Source organism: Paenibacillus sp. 3LSP (assembly GCF_032465655.1).
In the GTDB taxonomy this organism is placed as follows: domain Bacteria; phylum Bacillota; class Bacilli; order Paenibacillales; family Paenibacillaceae; genus Fontibacillus; species Fontibacillus barengoltzii.
In genome coordinates this window covers 20,929-35,817 of record NZ_JAWDJI010000118.1, presented here as the reverse complement: position 1 = coordinate 35,817, position 14,889 = coordinate 20,929, and the positions used below count along the sequence as shown (strand labels likewise).

Genomic DNA, 14,889 nt, shown 5'->3' with positions numbered 1-14,889 from the left:
CCGAAGCGGCTTCTTCTTGTTACGCTCCATTTCCATTACTCAATAGAATCTTTCGTGGCTTGGTAGAGCTGTTCCGTATATTTGTCGATATCGTCGCGGGACATCCGCAGGCGGGCAACCGAAGAACCGTACCCAATTTCCTGCTTGCCTTCGGCTAAACCTTGGAAAATACCTTCCGTGAACGCATCCAGCGGTTCCCCATGGGTATGCAAGCCGCCTCCTCCCAAATCGGTGTTTACTGCCGGAGGAGCAACTTCAATCACTTCAACTGATGTGGCAGACAGCTGGTGTCTTAAGCTCATCGTGAAAGAGTGAAGCGCGGCCTTGGTTGCGGAATAGACTGGTGCAATCGCAAAAGGAGTATACGCCAAACCAGAAGTGATGTTCACAATGGCTGCCGATTCTTTCTTCGCGAAATATGGAGCGAACAACAGGGACAAATGAACCGGTGCATCGAGGTTCGTGGTGATCTCCTTGCTGTATTCGCGCCAGTTGTCTCTCACATCCGCTTTGAGCACGTTGTAGCGCAGTTGAATCCCGGCGTTATTAATCAGCACGTTCACGTCGGGATAGTTGGTTGTTACCCAATCAAACAAGGCGACACGATCGCTTTCTTGGGCCAAGTCGCACACCCGGGTGATTAAACCGGGAACTCGCTTCCGAGCTTGCTCAAGCACGCTTTCCCGCCTGCCGATAACGATGACCGTATTACCGCTTTGCACAAATCTCTCTGCAAAGGCAAGTCCGATCCCGGAGCCGCCGCCAGTAATCAAGATCGTATTTCCAGAAAGTTTCATTGGTTCTCTTCACCTCGTAGTTGTTTTTGATAAAGATCGATTTTATAATCAATCTCTTTCAGGTGTTCCTGCATTAGCACGATTTCATCGAGCACATTTTGCTTATGCTTCAATAGCATGTCGAGTCGGTTCTCTACTGTAGAATCTCCCTCTACAACCCAGTCCATATATTGCTTAATCTGGTTGATGGGCATATTAGTATTCTTGAGGCAGGTGACGATTTGAAGCAACGCCAATTGACGTTCCGAAAATAATCGTCTGCCGGCCTCGTCCCGTTTGATAAACGGGAGAAGACCTTTTTTCTCATAAAAGCGCAAGGTGGACTCTGGTATATGATACATGGCTGCAGCTTCGCCAATGGTATAGTACTTCATCATGGAGGCCTCCTAATCTTAAGGAATTCTTGTCGACAACCCATATGATACGACTTAAACCTTAGTTTAAGTCAACTGTGCTTCTTCGCATTTACGTTTGCCTGTCTAAGTGCAGTATAATAAGGGAGGAGTGAAGACCAAACAAAGAGAGGAGCCAAAAGAAAATGGCACAATCCTTAAAAGGAAAAGTTGCGATCATCACCGGAGCAGCACGGGGGATCGGTAAAGCAACCGCCGTTGCCTTAGCGAAGGAAGGCGTTCATATTGGATTAATGGCAAGAACGGAGTCGACGTTGAAGCAAGTTGCTGCTGAACTGGAAGGGCTGGGGGTTAAGGTCGCTTACGCGGCAGCCGACATCGCCTCGAAGGAACAAGTGGATACGGCGGTTGAGAAGCTGAAGAACGAGCTGGGAGCTGCGGATATTCTAATCAATAACGCGGGAATCGCCACGTTTGGTACGGTGTTGGAGATGGATCCGGCTGAATGGAAAGGCATGATCGACACCAATGTATTGGGTACCTATTATGTAACACGAGCTGTACTTCCCCAAATGGTCGAAAAAAATAGCGGAGACATCATCAACATCTCTTCGACGAACGGCCTGAACGGGGCAGCCACCGCAAGTGCCTACAGCGCTTCAAAATTCGCGGTGATCGGGTTTACCGAGTCGCTTGCGCAAGAAGTTCGCCGCAACAACATTCGGGTATCGGCACTAACGCCAAGTACCGTAGCAACGGATTTGGCCCTGGACTTGAATCTGATCAAGGACAACAATGAGTCCAAATATATTCAAGCGGAAGATTTGGCGGAATTCATCGTCAATCAATTGAAGCTCAGCCAACGCGTTTATGTGAAAACAGCCAGCTTTATTGCGACAAATCCGTTTTAAGCGATAGAGTACGTTGTTATGTTTTTAATAACAGGAAGGAGTTGTCCCATAAGTGAATAATAATCACTTGTAAGAAGACAGCTCGTCATGAGAAATCAAAGTACTTAACTAAAAGATGAGGATGGCGCAGAAATAACCCTGCGCCATCCTCAGTTTGTTTCGGTCTATAGCGGTCTCCCGTCATACGTATGTGCCTAATGTTTGTTCGACCCTCACTACGTATACGGACGAAGATGAAGGGTTAGAGAAGCGAATCTAACGATTTCTTGAGCTCTGGGTGAAGCTGCAGCGCGTTCAAGATTATCCGCAACGCTTCTGCGCGCGTGGCACGGCTCTTCGGTTCGAATCTTCCCGCCCCTTTGCCGCTGACGATACCTGCCTGTGCTTCCGCTATGATCTTCTCTGCTGCATAAGCACCGTCCAGATCATTGAAATGACCTTTGATCGTATCCTTCTCCAGTACGTCCAGATTGACAATAAACGATATCATGACCACCATCTCTTCACGCGTGATCGTCTGATTCGGCCTGAACGTACCATCTGGATAGCCTCTTATTACACCCGCTGCCGCAAGCTTCTCAATATCCTCTTTAGCCCAGCTCCCCTCTATATCCTTCAATTCCATGCTTATATTGCTGCCGTCTCTATTATGAATATGGAACACGCGATTTAGAATCCTTGCAAACTCAGCCCGTGTGATCGCATTGTTCGGCCTGAATAAGCCATCCGGATAACCGGTAATCAATTTCAATCGGTCGAAGATCTCAATGGTCTTTACAGCCCAATGTTCCCTCGTGTCAGCAAACTCGCTTTCGGCATTTGCTTCCTTCGCTTCTGCCGCTTTGATTTTAAGCCTCTCTACGAGTTCATCTTCATCAATAATGTATTTATTATAAATCGTATCCTCTTCTGTTGCGGGCTCAGGATCTGCCGGAGTTTCGCTTGGAGGTGGATTATCTGCTGGAGTTACGGAAGGTGCATTGCTGCCGCCGTTGTCACTTACCGGGTCTGATCCTGTTGCCGGAAATACAGCCGTCACCACCCCCGAATTCACCGCATTCGTCACCGATGTCGCTCCTGCTACCGTAAAGAAATCCGCCGGAACCCCCGTTAACGTGTATCCTATGTTAGGCGTAACCGTAATCGTTGCGATGTAGACCGTATTCGCCCTAAATACGCTATTCGCCGGCGACCACTCGATCGTTGCCGCATATTCAGACGTCCCCTGCAATGTTGAAACCGGAATCTGCCCCCTCGCCGGCACCGTCACCCCAGTAATCTCTGCTATGCTGATCGTTGCCGCAGGCTTGATATCCGCTGATGTTACATTTAATATTCGCACTTTCGAAGCGGGTTGCAGCAGGGTCTTCTTCATTCGAACATATATCTGATCGCCTTCATCGACTTCTATATTGTCAACGAACGTATCTGATATATCCTGATATTCGCCTGCGTTAACGCTATACTCCATCAAATCGGAGACGCCCACCAACTTCGTCGTACCAGACGTTGAGCCCTGTTCCAATAAGGCCGCAGGTGCTTCTGCCGGTTGGATGTCGATATATCTGACCGTCTTGGTTACACTACCCAATTCTGGTTGTGAGGCGAATTGAATCGTAATTCTATCCCCCACGTTAACCGGAATGTTATCGTATACTGCACTCGTAATCGAATTGAATGATGAAGCCTCTACTGAAAATTCCATTCCATTCTCAACTTGCGTCAGCTTCGTTGTTCCTGCATCCGTGCCTGGTGTTAACTGAATATTTCTGATTTCCGGATATTGACCATCTTGTATACGCCAGATGACATGATTCCAATCAGCAAACGTAGATGCCAATTTCATATCTTCGTTTGACTTGCCTATACCTTTGCCTGAATCCGATTGTCGAGTCGTATTGATGTCATAGAAGCTGTTTTGAACCGTACCATAGTTATATCCCGCCAAACCGCCTGTAAACGTATAACCACTTACTGCACCCGTTGCAAAACTATTTTGAATGACACCATGGTTATATGCCGCCAAGCCGCCTACATAACCCCCACCACTTGTGTTTACCGCTGCATAGCTGTTTCGAATGGTACCTTTATTATATCCTACCAAGCCGCCGTCAAAATCAGCACCACTCACTGTCCCCCTTGCATAACTGTTTTCAATGATGCCGCCGTCAATCCAACCTGCCAAACCGCCTACATTACCTACACTGTCACGATGAACACTGATGTCCTCTAGCCAAATGTTCTTCAATGTTGCCCCTGTGGTTCTTTCAAATAAACCTACATTGTATTGAGTTGAATAGATATACAATTTCGAAATCACATAACCATTGCCGTCAAAAACCCCCTGAAAATTAGGGATTGGCACCCAGTTACCCATACTTGAAAGATCAATATCAGCTGTTAGGACGAAATATTTGCCTGCTGTCGAATGGTTTCTGACCTCATTAAGCTGTTCAGCAGTTGCGATCTGGTAAGGATCATTGGCCGTTCCTGCCCCTCCGGCAAAGCTCTCTGCCGCATACGCTTTGCCCTCATATTTCGTGAACAATCCTGGTAAGCTTCCCATCACCATCAGCATGATAAGGAATGCCGGGATTGCCCTTATCATTGTTTTCTTCATACTGGTCCCCCCAATCTCCGGAATAAGTTTCCAAGCTCTATTTAATACTGTACGGTACAGTTTTATTATTACTGTATATAGGGCTACAATGTCTGTCAAGTTAAGAACGACAAGAAGAGGCTTCCCCAAAGTCATCCTAGACGATAACTTTCGGGACAGCCTCTTTTTTTGTTAGGAGACATTGCTCTTAAACTATCCCTATTGTATAGAGGAAAAATATGCTAATTACTCAGGGGAATTGTCCAGTCGTGATTATGAACTAGCTCATACATTGGAGCGTATAGACTTATATCCCAAGAAAAGAGGTGTTAAGCCTTTGACGGCTGTTCAGGACATACAGCAAAAGGCGACGTACGATTTCGGCAAGTTGCCGTTGACCTTCTGGGAATATACGGAACAAGGATCTTCGGCGACAGGGTTTCAGACGAAGAAGCCCGGCTTATCGATTTACTTTGCTCCAATGGAAGTATTATTTGTAAGCAAAGGAGGCGGAAAATACGAGGAGCTTGTTCTACAGTTTCTCGAGTCCAATGCGAACGTAACCATGGAAGGCCGTGACCCTGCGGAGGGAAAGATTCATTATTTAGTTGGGAACGATCCCGGGCAGTGGAGGAGAAACCTGCCAACCTACCATGAAATCATCTATCGTGACTTATGGGCAGGTATAGATCTGATCTTCAAAGGCGACGGCAATAAGCTGAAATATGATCTTGTGGTCCATCCATCAGCGGATATCGCTTCGATTCGCTTGGCGTACCGTGGTGCAGAGAGCCTATCCCTAGATAGGGATGGGAATCTTCAGATCCATATGAGACAAGGCGTAAAGCAGGAAGCTAAACCGGTAAGTTATCAGGATATTGATGGTGAACGAGTGCCTGTAGAAAGCCGGTTTGTTCTTCATAGCAATGCTCAAGGCTGCCATAGCTTTGGCTTCCAAGTGGACTCTGATTATCATCCCGAATATCCCATCATTATTGATCCGGTCTTAATTTACTCTACTTATCTTGGCGGGGATAATATTGACTCAGGACTTCATATTGTTGTTGATGACTCAGGCCAAGCGTATGTTGCTGGAAGCACCTCTTCTGACAACTTTCCGACCACTCCAGGTGCCTTTAGTCAGACCTTGCCGGGGATACAGATGCGTTTATTACCAAGCTGAATGAGACAGGTACCGCACTTGTTTTCTCCACTTATCTGGGTGGCAGCGCCTTTGATAGAGCGACGAGCCTTGCCATTGATGCGGCTGGTAATGTGTTTATTACAGGAGAGACGCGATCACCAGATTTCCCCGTTACGCCAGGGGCATTCCAAACGACATTTTTGGGGGTCAACTCCGTCTTTGTCACCAAATTGGATGCAACCGGGTCATCCTTGATTTATTCTACCTATCTGGAGGGGAGCGGTGATGAGACCGGTAATGATATTGCGATTGATGCCTCAGGTAATGCTTATGTCACAGGGGTAACCACGTCGAGTGACTTTCCGGTCACACCCGGGGCATTTCAGACCTCTGCACCAGGAATCATTAACGGCTTTGTCACTAAATTAAACGCTGCTGGGAGTGCGCTTGTTTTTTCAACCTACCTGGGCGGATCCTCCTTTAATTTTGGCACGGGAATTGTCATTACAGCGCTAGGGAATCCGATTGTAAGCGGAGGTACTTTCTCGGATGACTTTCCAGTCACGGCAAACGCAGCTCAACCCGCGTTTGGAGGAATTGAAGATGCCTTTGTTACAAGGTTCGATCCGACGGGATCCACACTGGAATTTTCCACTTACATCGGCGGCAGCGATTTTGAAACAGGGGATGCCATCGCGATCGACCAACAAGAAAACGTGTATATCACCGGCTCTACAAGCTCCATGAATTTTCCGACAACGCCAGGTGCTTTTCAGACGGTACTTGGGGGTTCAATGGATGCCTTTGTGACCAAGCTCAATGCTTCGGGTACGGCGTTTCTTTACTCGAGCTATTTGGGCGGTACAGACTCCGATATAGGCTTAGACATTGTCGTTGACACAGCAGGTAATGCCTACGTAGTAGGTTCAACAGAGTCCGCTGATTTTCCAATAACTCCAGGGGCCTTTCAAAGTATATTCGGCGGCACGGAGGATGCCTTTGTGACAGTATTCAATACGGCTGGCAATGCGCTCGTCTATTCTACCTATTTAGGGGGAAGTTTAAGAGATGCGGGGAATGGAGTTGCCGTAGATAGCTCGTTTAATATTTACGTAACCGGCGCTACTTCGTCTGTTAATTTCCCGACGAGTCCTGGAGCTTTTCAAACCTCCCTTATGGGGGATCAAGACGCATTTGTCACCAAACTGGGTACTTTCTCACCGGTTCCGGGTCCACCCGGTCCTCAAGGGCCCCAAGGGCCCCAGGGCGAACCGGGCCCGCAAGGTCTGCCAGGGGCTCAAGGTCCCCAAGGGCCTCAAGGGGAACAAGGCCCGCAAGGTCTGCCAGGGGAGCAAGGCCCCCGAGGCCCTCAGGGGGTGCCCGGGTCGCAAGGTCAACAAGGGGAACCCGGCATGCGAGGCCCTCAGGGAATGCAGGGTGTACCTGGTCCACAGGGGCCCCAAGGAGTTCCTGGCCCACAAGGTGAGCGGGGCCCCCGAGGCTTTATTATCATTCGGAAGAAACGGAAACGCTGCAAACGGAAGGGAAAACCGCATGTTAGACAATCCAAAAGAAAGATAAACCCAAGAAAGAAAACATTGAAAATTATTAAGATGACAAGGAAAAATGCGCGAAAACAGAAAGGAAAAACCTATAAATTCAAGTTTCGTGCAATAAATCATGTGCGATTTCTCTTGAGTTACAATCACTATCAGTTAAATAACAAGGGTATGCAGAGCAAGAAATATGTTTAGAAATAACGTTCTGATTTTTCTTCTTAACGAGCATCCGTTAGCGATGCTTGTTTTTTATGTAATAAAACCAGCCCATTCCATCTGAATGAGCTGGTTTTGCGTCTTAAGGCTATTTCGCGATTTCTTTCAGTGAGGCGACCTCGTAGGTGATCAGCTGGCTTTCGAGAATCGGGGATTCTTTGACCTCCCCATGGGTGCCTGGTTCCGGACGCTTATGGGCTTCTTTAAAGCTATCACTGTTTCTCCACGCTGTGAAATCGTCCATGGATTCCCAATGCATGTTCACATTTAGCTCATCATGATCTGCGTGTTGCGCCAGAAGCACTTCAACTTTCACAAGCCCCTTCGTTTGATCCAGCGAACCGGAGGCCGTAAAGCCAGGAGCCATAACCGCTCCCATTCCCGTTCTTACCTTAATTCGGTTGGTGACGACGATCATTTTCACCCCTCCTTATGCCCAATTTAGTGTGCCAGATGCACCTGTGTAGCTTGCTTCAGTTTGCCATCCTCCATGCGATACACCTTATCGCAATATTCGAGCATGCGCTCATCGTGAGTGACCATTACAGCTGCAATCCCGCGTGTTTTCACTTGATTCGCGATCAGGTTGACCACTTCATGCGCACGCCGAGTATCCAGACTGGCAGTAGGCTCATCGGCCAATATCACGTTAGGTTGATTCATCAGAGCACGTGCAATCGCGGTACGTTGCTTCTCGCCGCCAGATAGTTCCTCTGGGAAGCTCTTCAGCTTCGCACCCAGCCCTAATTCCTCCAGCAGCTTCGTCGCGAGGGCTTTATCCTCTGCGCGGATCTTCCCTGACATCTTCTTCACAACCAGCAGCTGATCAAGTACGGTGAGATAAGGCACCAGGTTCGAAGACTGCATAATAAACCCGATTTCCTTTAATCGGATACTGGATAACTCTTTATCCGAGAGCTTAGAAATAGGTTGTCCATTTAAGTGAACTTCACCTTCAGAAGGTTGAAGCAACGCTCCAGCAATGGATAAGAAGGTACTTTTACCCGATCCCGAAGGGCCGACGACAGCGACGAATTCCCCCGGCTTCACGGTGATGGATACCTTGTCCAGCGCGCAGACCCGAGTGCTGCCCTCGCCATAATATTTCGATACATTCGTAAGTTGCAAACCTGTTGTTGTCATTATTCTACCCTCCCGAGTGCTTGAAGCGGATCGATTTTGGTGATTTTACGAACCGAAACTAAGGAACTTAGCACGGCAATGACCAGAAGGACAATCGAGTAGACGACGACAAGATTAGTGTCAAGATTAAACGGCATGCCCTTTGGCATGATCGCCGCTGTCCCGTAGGCTAGAAGGATGCCGATAACAATACTAACCAGGGAAAGGATAAAGACTTGAGACACGATCGCTTTGCTTAAAAATCCATTTTTGGCACCGATCGCCTTCATAATGCCAAATTGATTGGTCTTCTGCATCGTCATGACGAAGAAGAACACGCCCAACACAAATGCTGAGATTACGAATAAGAAGGCCAGCATCATTAAGATGGTACCACTCTCTTCCTTGTAGCCCGGCATGCCTTGTACCGCTTTGGCACGTGTCACAGTGTCGATATTTGCAAGTTTGCTGTTGATTGTATCCGGATCAATATTCGGTCCTTGCAGCATAATCGCGTTAACCGGCCCCTCAATGCCTTTGTCGGAGCCTGGGGCGGCAAAGGCAATTTCCCGCCATTTCGGCATGGGGATAAACACGGCTGGAAGGTGGTTATAGGTTTGATTCTCAACAAAACCGATAATCGTTAATGACACGGTGGATCCGTCCAATTTAAACGTATCGCCAAGCTGGAACCCCTCGTCTTAAACACTATTTTGACACGTGTGTCAAAATAAACTTATGGAAAAAACCCCTCTTACTTCTTGGCTCCTCCCATCCATACGTCAAATAACATCTGGCTCCATTGGGGAACTGGAACGTTCATCATATTTGGCGTATTAATCAGGTTGAAAAAAACGCCGATATGGACAGGAAGCGGGATATCGTCTCTTAATTTACCTTCTTGCTGGGCGCTCTGGAACAGACGGGTCAGCTGAACTTTGAGCAATTCGTGGGCCTGCTCCACATATTCGATATCCTGACGCGCTACATCGGAATTCGATGTCTTGATTTTATAGGCATCGTTTAAGAGCTGATGCAGCTGATATTCTTCGAGATAGATGCCAAGCAACTCCTGAAGAGCCTGCATTGGGTCAGTCTCGTCCAGGGCGGAGGCTTTATCAACGATGGATGCAATCACGCGTTTCATGCATGCAGCAACGATTTCATCTTTGTTCGCAAAGTACTGATAGATTGTGCTTCGAGCGCCTGGCAAGTGCTCTGAGAGCATTTTAAGATTAAACCCATCATAACCATGTTCTAACACCAAACGTTTCGTAATGTTTAATAATTCGGAATGGGAGTAAGATTGTTTTCTGCCCAAGGGAAGGACTCCTTTCTTCTGCCGCCAGGCTTCAATTCTATATCTTAGTTTAGCACAAGGTCCGCTTTTGCAGTGAACATTCAGCCAGCGTTAAGTTTTCCCTGAGGTACTTAAAAACAGCGCTGGGATATGCGCTGGCTTCTGCCGGCTCATATCCCAGTTAATGCGTAGATGCTTATTTAACTTATCCGCGTCGTCCCTTTATCCGTTTTAATGCTGCGACGATCAAGAAACTGATAATGACCAGCAGCAACCAAGAACTGATCTTGCCAAGATGGACGAGATGCCAGCCGTCGGCTTGGTCCGGGTACCTCCAGGCGCTAAAGAAGGTGGCCACATTCTCTGCAATCCAGATAAAGAACCCGATCAGCACAAACGAAAGGGTTAACGGCATTCGGTAAGGCTTACCGCCAACCTCATAGGTAACCCAAGTCCGCCAGAAGACGATCAACACCAGCGCTGACAGCCACCACCGAACATCGATCCAATAATGATGGGTGAAGAAGTTCAGGTAAATGGAGGCAGCAAGCGGAACCACCAGCCAGAGCGGAGGGAAGCGAACGAGATCTACCTTTAGGCGTCGCCAAGCCTGGCACAGATAACTAGCCACGCTCGCATACATAAACCCGCTGTAGAGGGGAACCCCGTTAACCTTCGTCCAGCCCTCCTCCGGATACGACCAAGACCCCATATGCACCTTAAACAGCTCCAGCGCCAAGCCGATCAGGTGGAAGACAGTAATCACCTTTAATTCGTCGCGGGTTTCCAGTCCAGACCGAACCATCCAGACCTGCATGGCGAGGCAGATGATCAGAAGCCAATCATAGCGGGGCAACCAAGGAAGAGGAATCCACTGCGTCAATGCCAGTGAAGCGAAGATCACAACGGGAAAAACGCAGGACAACGCTTGCTGCCAACCAAAGCGAACCAACTGCTGCAGAGCATATCCCAAATGTACGCCAATAAGGGGCACCCTCTTATTTTGAATCGAATTTGAGCTACTCTTCATCATCTCGATACTCCAGTATATCTCCAGGTTGGCAATCCAGCGCCTTGCATATCGCCTCCAACGTGGAGAAGCGTATGGCCTTGGCCTTCCCGTTCTTCAGAATCGACAGATTCGCCATCGTAATGCCCACTTTCTCCGAAAGCTCCGTGACGCTCATTTTCCGTTTTGCCAGCATGACATCCAAATTGATAATTACGGCCATGGATTTCTCACCTCAGATCGTTAAATCGTTTTCCGATTTGATGTCGATGGCATTTCTTAAGAGCCTTTGAAGCACGGCGGCAAAGACGGCGATGACGAGGGAAGCGAAGCAGATGACCAGCCCGATTGCGGCGAGTCCCGGAGCATCATCCTTCTCCGCAATAATGAATAGAATCGGCAAAATGACCGCGTATAAGATACAGATTGCCATCGCGCAGTTTCGAATGCTCTTTAGAGCATTCACCGAGGCTTCGGAGAAAGCGGTATTTTTATCGATATAGCCCAGAAGCTTCAGCGTCTGGTAAAGCGCATAGTAGAACGGAATAGCCGAGGCATACATAGGAATAAGCAGGGTCAGATAAATGTATGGCGGATAATACCCCACCATTTCTTTGGCTGCCAGAGGGACCGCGAATATGCAGACCGCAAGGATCGCGATGCCCATCAGGAAGACGACGCCTCTTAAGAAGAGGGTAGAGCCTTGTTTACGTTTCATATCACAACAGCACCTCGCGTAGGATTAGTGTGAGGTTAATTTATCATGTTTTTTTATCGATAATCAATAAATATTTATTAATAAAAGAGGTGTATGTATCGAAAAAGAATAAATTTGGAGGAGTGAAGCGATAAGTTCTTTTTGGATAGCTTAAAAAAATCAATTATTAATATTAAAGAAATAAATATTTCAATCCCTCACTATTGTTGTTACACTTAAAATAGATCACTAATTACGGAAAAGGTGTGGGCCAGCTCGTCTCAAAGTTTGCAACGAGGATAAATCGACAGCGCTTACATCCTTTCAGCAAAATAAGGTCATAAGGGACGGTAAACATGAATCACGGACAAACAAGTACAGATGTTATTTTGATTGGTGCCGGAATTATGAGTGCGACGTTGGGGACCCTGCTGAAGGAATTGGCGCCGGACTGGAACATCAAGGTGTTTGAACAACTTGCGCGGGCAGGGGAGGAAAGCTCGAACGAGTGGAATAATGCGGGAACCGGTCATGCGGCCCTGTGCGAATTGAATTATACCACCGAGCGACCTGACGGAACCATTGATATTAGCAAAGCCATTAAGGTAAATGAGCAGTTCCAGGTATCGAGACAGTTCTGGGCTTATCTGGTTCAGCGTCAACTGATCCACAATCCGCAGGATTTCATCATGCCGCTTCCCCATATGAGCTATGTGCGCGGGGAGCAGAACGTTAAATTTCTGAGCAAACGTTATGAAGCGATGTCTGCCCATCCGCTGTTCCAAGGGATGGAGTTCACTCAGGATCCAGGGAAACTTAGGGAATGGGTTCCTCTGATGATGAAGGATCGGAAGATGGAAGAGCCCATTGCGGCGACGAAGATCGATTCGGGTACGGACGTGAATTTTGGCGCCTTAACCCGCATGCTGTTGAACCACTTGAAGGAGAAGGGCGTGGACATCCGTTACAAGCATAGCGTGAAGAAGCTGAAGCGGACGACGGACGGGTTGTGGGAATTGATGGTTATAGACTTGAACAGCGGTGCTACCGAGCGTCATACCGCCAAGTTCGTCTTCATTGGTGCCGGCGGCGGGAGCTTGCATTTGCTGCAAAAATCCGGCATTCCGGAAGGCAAGCGGATTGGGGGCTTCCCGGTCAGCGGTCTGTTTATGGTGTGCAACAATCCGGAAGTGGTGGAACAGCATCATGCCAAAGTGTACGGCAAGGCTTCGGTGGGAGCTCCACCGATGTCCGTTCCCCATTTGGACACCCGGTTCATCGACAATAAGAAATCGCTGTTGTTTGGACCGTTTGCCGGTTTTTCGCCGAAGTTCCTCAAGACAGGCTCCATGTTTGATCTGATTACCTCTGTGAAGCCGCATAATCTTCTGACGATGCTGGCAGCCGGGGTCAAGGAGATGGCATTAACGAGATATTTGATTGGGCAGCTCATGTTGTCGAAGGAACAACGGATGGAGGAGCTGCGGGACTTTGTCCCCGGAGCCAAGAGCGAGGATTGGGACCTAATCGTCGCGGGTCAGCGGGTACAGGTCATCAAGGATACGGTTGAGGGTGGAAAAGGGACACTGCAATTTGGCACCGAGGTGGTCAGCGCTGCGGATGGCTCGATTGCCGCTCTGCTTGGCGCTTCCCCAGGGGCTTCAACTGCGGTGCACGTCATGCTGGAGGTTATTGAGAAATGCTTCCCGCAGCACCTCGAAGCTTGGAAGCCGAAGATCAAAGAGATGATTCCTTCGTACGGCTTGTCGCTGTCGGAGAATCCCGAGCTGTTTCGAACGCTTCAGCAATCAACGGCGCAGGCCCTCGGGTTATCGGGATCTCAACAAGAAGCTTCAGTGTCTTAATATCCAATAGGTGAAATGATAAAGAGCTAATCCGTGGTTAATCTGCGGTTAGCTCTTTATTTTCGCGCTTACTCTTGAGGATTATCCCGTTGCATCAGGTCATAGAGTGAGAAGAAAGTACACGGATCCAAAGGGATAATGGTGGAAAAGCACCACATCCCAGCCGAATTGCCGCAAGGTGGGTTCATTTTTGCGTAAAGCCCCAGCGATTCGTATTCTTCTGGGCTGACGGCGTCCTGATGTGAATTCTGAGCAGACGAGGACGGGGACGATTGCAGCGCTTGTTCGTGAGTTTTGGCGGTGACCACTTGAAGGTTTTACTTTAAGCAAGGAGGTCGTTTTATGACAGATACATATACACCTGCACGAATTGCCGAGCGGTTGAATATTAGCACAACGACCTTGAGAAGATATGAAGAACAAGGGTTGATTCCGGAGGTATGTGCGGGTTATGACATTCCCACCGTCTATGAAGTGATGCGGAAAATTAAAGCTGGTCGCGTCACGGAAGCCCTATGGTTGATTAATCATCAACTGGCCCAAGTTGAGGATGAGAAGCAGCGGCTGATCACCTCGACCCGGCACCCGGTCAGTGGGTATCGAATCTATTCGGTGACTGAACTACGCAAGATTCTGGTGATCAGTAGTTTACGCAAAACAGTATATTATATCGAGAATCTGCGGAAGCTATTGCAGGATGTGGAAATGTTCCGGTTGCCTAAACTCGATCGTTCCTTTCAGGTGGCACTTGAGAAGCTAAATGAAAAGCTCAGGATCCAATATCAAGGAATCGCTGAGCTCATGGCGTATATCCGTATTCTATCTCTGACTTGACCTTTTATTTCTTCGCTGCAGCATTCACTTGTTGCAGCAGCAGGTTGATGCTTTCATTCAACTGGTTAATCTCTTTAAGATCCATGTCCGTGGCGTCAATCAGCGATTGCGGAACGCAGGATGCTTTCTCTTGCAGCGCCTTCCCCTTCGGTGTGATCAACACATTCACCACGCGCTCGTCGATGGAATCGCGTTGTCGCTCAATGAGTCCGGCAGCTTCCATCCGCTTGAGTAAAGGTGTTAAGGTGCCGGTGTCCAGATCAAGGGCCTCTCCGAGCTCTTTAATGGTGCTCTTCTCCCTCTCCCATAAGGTGACCAAGACCAGGTACTGCGGGTAGGTCAACTCCAGTTCATCCAAATAGGGGCGGTACATCCGCAGGATGGCCCGGGAGCAGGCGTATAGCGAAAAACAAAGGTGTTCCCCCAATTTTAAATTTTGCTCATTCGTTTTCAAGATGATGCACCTCGGTTGGCTTTATTTAT

General features: G+C 48.2%; 16 protein-coding genes and 1 pseudogene. 6 read left to right on the top strand and 11 right to left on the bottom strand.

Annotated features, from left to right (window positions below; genetic code table 11):
• Positions 1 to 35: 35 nt before the first annotated feature.
• On the bottom strand, positions 36 to 797 hold the full coding sequence (locus tag RW092_RS09435) for an SDR family oxidoreductase (RefSeq protein ID WP_085278898.1): 762 nt from the start codon (positions 795 to 797) through the stop codon (positions 36 to 38).
• Complete coding sequence (locus RW092_RS09430; RefSeq protein WP_028538426.1) at positions 794 to 1,171, bottom strand: MerR family transcriptional regulator; 378 nt, start codon at positions 1,169 to 1,171, stop codon at positions 794 to 796. The genes RW092_RS09435 and RW092_RS09430 overlap by 4 nt, the downstream gene beginning before the upstream one ends.
• Positions 1,172 to 1,335: 164 nt before the next feature.
• Between RW092_RS09430 and RW092_RS09425 the strand changes: the two genes are divergently transcribed.
• Entirely contained in the window at positions 1,336 to 2,061 is a 726-nt protein-coding gene (locus tag RW092_RS09425) for a 3-ketoacyl-ACP reductase (RefSeq protein WP_028538427.1), read from the top strand.
• Positions 2,062 to 2,302: 241 nt separating this feature from the next.
• Here RW092_RS09425 and RW092_RS09420 read toward each other — a convergent pair whose 3' ends face one another.
• A complete protein-coding gene (locus tag RW092_RS09420) occupies positions 2,303 to 4,681 on the bottom strand; it encodes an S-layer homology domain-containing protein (RefSeq protein ID WP_316010066.1) in 2,379 nt (792 codons plus the stop codon).
• 316 nt (positions 4,682 to 4,997) lie between these two features.
• On the opposite strand from RW092_RS09420, the gene RW092_RS09415 reads away from it, so the two are divergent.
• The 3 genes and pseudogenes from RW092_RS09415 to RW092_RS09410 all read left to right on the top strand — a co-directional run bounded on the left by RW092_RS09415 (position 4,998) and on the right by RW092_RS09410 (position 7,558).
• Positions 4,998 to 5,843 carry a DUF7948 domain-containing protein gene (locus RW092_RS09415; RefSeq protein WP_028538428.1) on the top strand — a complete coding sequence of 282 codons (846 nt, stop codon included), beginning with the start codon at positions 4,998 to 5,000 and terminating at the stop codon, positions 5,841 to 5,843.
• Positions 5,831 to 5,959 (top strand): annotated as a pseudogene (locus RW092_RS23800) (SBBP repeat-containing protein); the annotation flags it as partial. The gene RW092_RS09415 and the pseudogene RW092_RS23800, both read left to right, overlap by 13 nt.
• A 96-nt stretch (positions 5,960 to 6,055) precedes the next feature.
• A complete protein-coding gene (locus tag RW092_RS09410; protein WP_316010065.1) occupies positions 6,056 to 7,558 on the top strand; it encodes an SBBP repeat-containing protein in 1,503 nt (500 codons plus the stop codon).
• A gap of 109 nt (positions 7,559 to 7,667) precedes the next feature.
• Here RW092_RS09410 and RW092_RS09405 read toward each other — a convergent pair whose 3' ends face one another.
• The 7 genes from RW092_RS09405 to RW092_RS09375 form a co-directional block, all read right to left on the bottom strand.
• On the bottom strand, positions 7,668 to 7,997 hold the full coding sequence (locus RW092_RS09405; protein ID WP_016314484.1) for a heme oxygenase: 330 nt from the start codon (positions 7,995 to 7,997) through the stop codon (positions 7,668 to 7,670).
• 23 nt (positions 7,998 to 8,020) lie between these two features.
• Positions 8,021 to 8,722, bottom strand: coding sequence for an ABC transporter ATP-binding protein (locus RW092_RS09400; protein WP_016314483.1), 702 nt, complete (start codon positions 8,720 to 8,722; stop codon positions 8,021 to 8,023).
• A complete protein-coding gene (locus RW092_RS09395; RefSeq protein ID WP_316010064.1) occupies positions 8,722 to 9,354 on the bottom strand; it encodes an ABC transporter permease in 633 nt (210 codons plus the stop codon). The genes RW092_RS09400 and RW092_RS09395 overlap by 1 nt, the downstream gene beginning before the upstream one ends.
• 101 nt (positions 9,355 to 9,455) lie before the next feature.
• Complete coding sequence (locus tag RW092_RS09390) at positions 9,456 to 10,022, bottom strand: TetR/AcrR family transcriptional regulator (protein ID WP_016314481.1); 567 nt, start codon at positions 10,020 to 10,022, stop codon at positions 9,456 to 9,458.
• A gap of 184 nt (positions 10,023 to 10,206) precedes the next feature.
• Positions 10,207 to 11,031 carry a DUF817 domain-containing protein gene (locus RW092_RS09385; protein WP_244268370.1) on the bottom strand — a complete coding sequence of 275 codons (825 nt, stop codon included), beginning with the start codon at positions 11,029 to 11,031 and terminating at the stop codon, positions 10,207 to 10,209.
• Complete coding sequence (locus tag RW092_RS09380; protein WP_009223422.1) at positions 11,021 to 11,233, bottom strand: helix-turn-helix domain-containing protein; 213 nt, start codon at positions 11,231 to 11,233, stop codon at positions 11,021 to 11,023. The genes RW092_RS09385 and RW092_RS09380 overlap by 11 nt, the downstream gene beginning before the upstream one ends.
• Before the next feature lie 12 nt (positions 11,234 to 11,245).
• Entirely contained in the window at positions 11,246 to 11,728 is a 483-nt protein-coding gene (locus RW092_RS09375) for a DUF2975 domain-containing protein (protein WP_316010063.1), read from the bottom strand.
• 335 nt (positions 11,729 to 12,063) lie between these two features.
• Between RW092_RS09375 and RW092_RS09370 the strand changes: the two genes are divergently transcribed.
• Together RW092_RS09370 and RW092_RS09365 are read left to right on the top strand one after the other, a co-directional pair.
• On the top strand, positions 12,064 to 13,572 hold the full coding sequence (locus RW092_RS09370; protein WP_316010062.1) for a malate:quinone oxidoreductase: 1,509 nt from the start codon (positions 12,064 to 12,066) through the stop codon (positions 13,570 to 13,572).
• Between the two features lie 342 nt (positions 13,573 to 13,914).
• Positions 13,915 to 14,406: a MerR family DNA-binding transcriptional regulator gene (locus tag RW092_RS09365; protein WP_316010061.1), complete on the top strand. Its 492-nt coding sequence runs from the start codon at positions 13,915 to 13,917 to the stop codon at positions 14,404 to 14,406.
• A 4-nt stretch (positions 14,407 to 14,410) separates the two neighbouring features.
• On the opposite strand, the gene RW092_RS09360 is transcribed toward RW092_RS09365, so the two are convergent.
• Positions 14,411 to 14,860, bottom strand: a complete 450-nt coding sequence (locus RW092_RS09360) for a MarR family winged helix-turn-helix transcriptional regulator (RefSeq protein ID WP_016314474.1) — start codon at positions 14,858 to 14,860, stop codon at positions 14,411 to 14,413.
• Positions 14,861 to 14,889: the final 29 nt, after the last annotated feature.

What these genes read in the sequence shown, in the direction of transcription:
- RW092_RS09380 (WP_009223422.1), bottom strand. Translation starts at nt 11,233, where the DNA reads ATGGCCGTAATTATCAATTTGGATGTCATGCTGGCAAAACGGAAAATG.
- RW092_RS09400 (WP_016314483.1), bottom strand. Translation starts at nt 8,722, where the DNA reads ATGACAACAACAGGTTTGCAACTTACGAATGTATCGAAATATTATGGC.
- RW092_RS09365 (WP_316010061.1), top strand. Translation starts at nt 13,915, where the DNA reads ATGACAGATACATATACACCTGCACGAATTGCCGAGCGGTTGAATATT.
- RW092_RS09420 (WP_316010066.1), bottom strand. Translation starts at nt 4,681, where the DNA reads ATGAAGAAAACAATGATAAGGGCAATCCCGGCATTCCTTATCATGCTG.
- RW092_RS09425 (WP_028538427.1), top strand. Translation starts at nt 1,336, where the DNA reads ATGGCACAATCCTTAAAAGGAAAAGTTGCGATCATCACCGGAGCAGCA.
- RW092_RS09430 (WP_028538426.1), bottom strand. Translation starts at nt 1,171, where the DNA reads ATGAAGTACTATACCATTGGCGAAGCTGCAGCCATGTATCATATACCA.
- RW092_RS09370 (WP_316010062.1), top strand. Translation starts at nt 12,064, where the DNA reads ATGAATCACGGACAAACAAGTACAGATGTTATTTTGATTGGTGCCGGA.
- RW092_RS09405 (WP_016314484.1), bottom strand. Translation starts at nt 7,997, where the DNA reads ATGATCGTCGTCACCAACCGAATTAAGGTAAGAACGGGAATGGGAGCG.
- RW092_RS09375 (WP_316010063.1), bottom strand. Translation starts at nt 11,728, where the DNA reads ATGAAACGTAAACAAGGCTCTACCCTCTTCTTAAGAGGCGTCGTCTTC.
- RW092_RS09435 (WP_085278898.1), bottom strand. Translation starts at nt 797, where the DNA reads ATGAAACTTTCTGGAAATACGATCTTGATTACTGGCGGCGGCTCCGGG.
- RW092_RS09385 (WP_244268370.1), bottom strand. Translation starts at nt 11,031, where the DNA reads ATGAAGAGTAGCTCAAATTCGATTCAAAATAAGAGGGTGCCCCTTATT.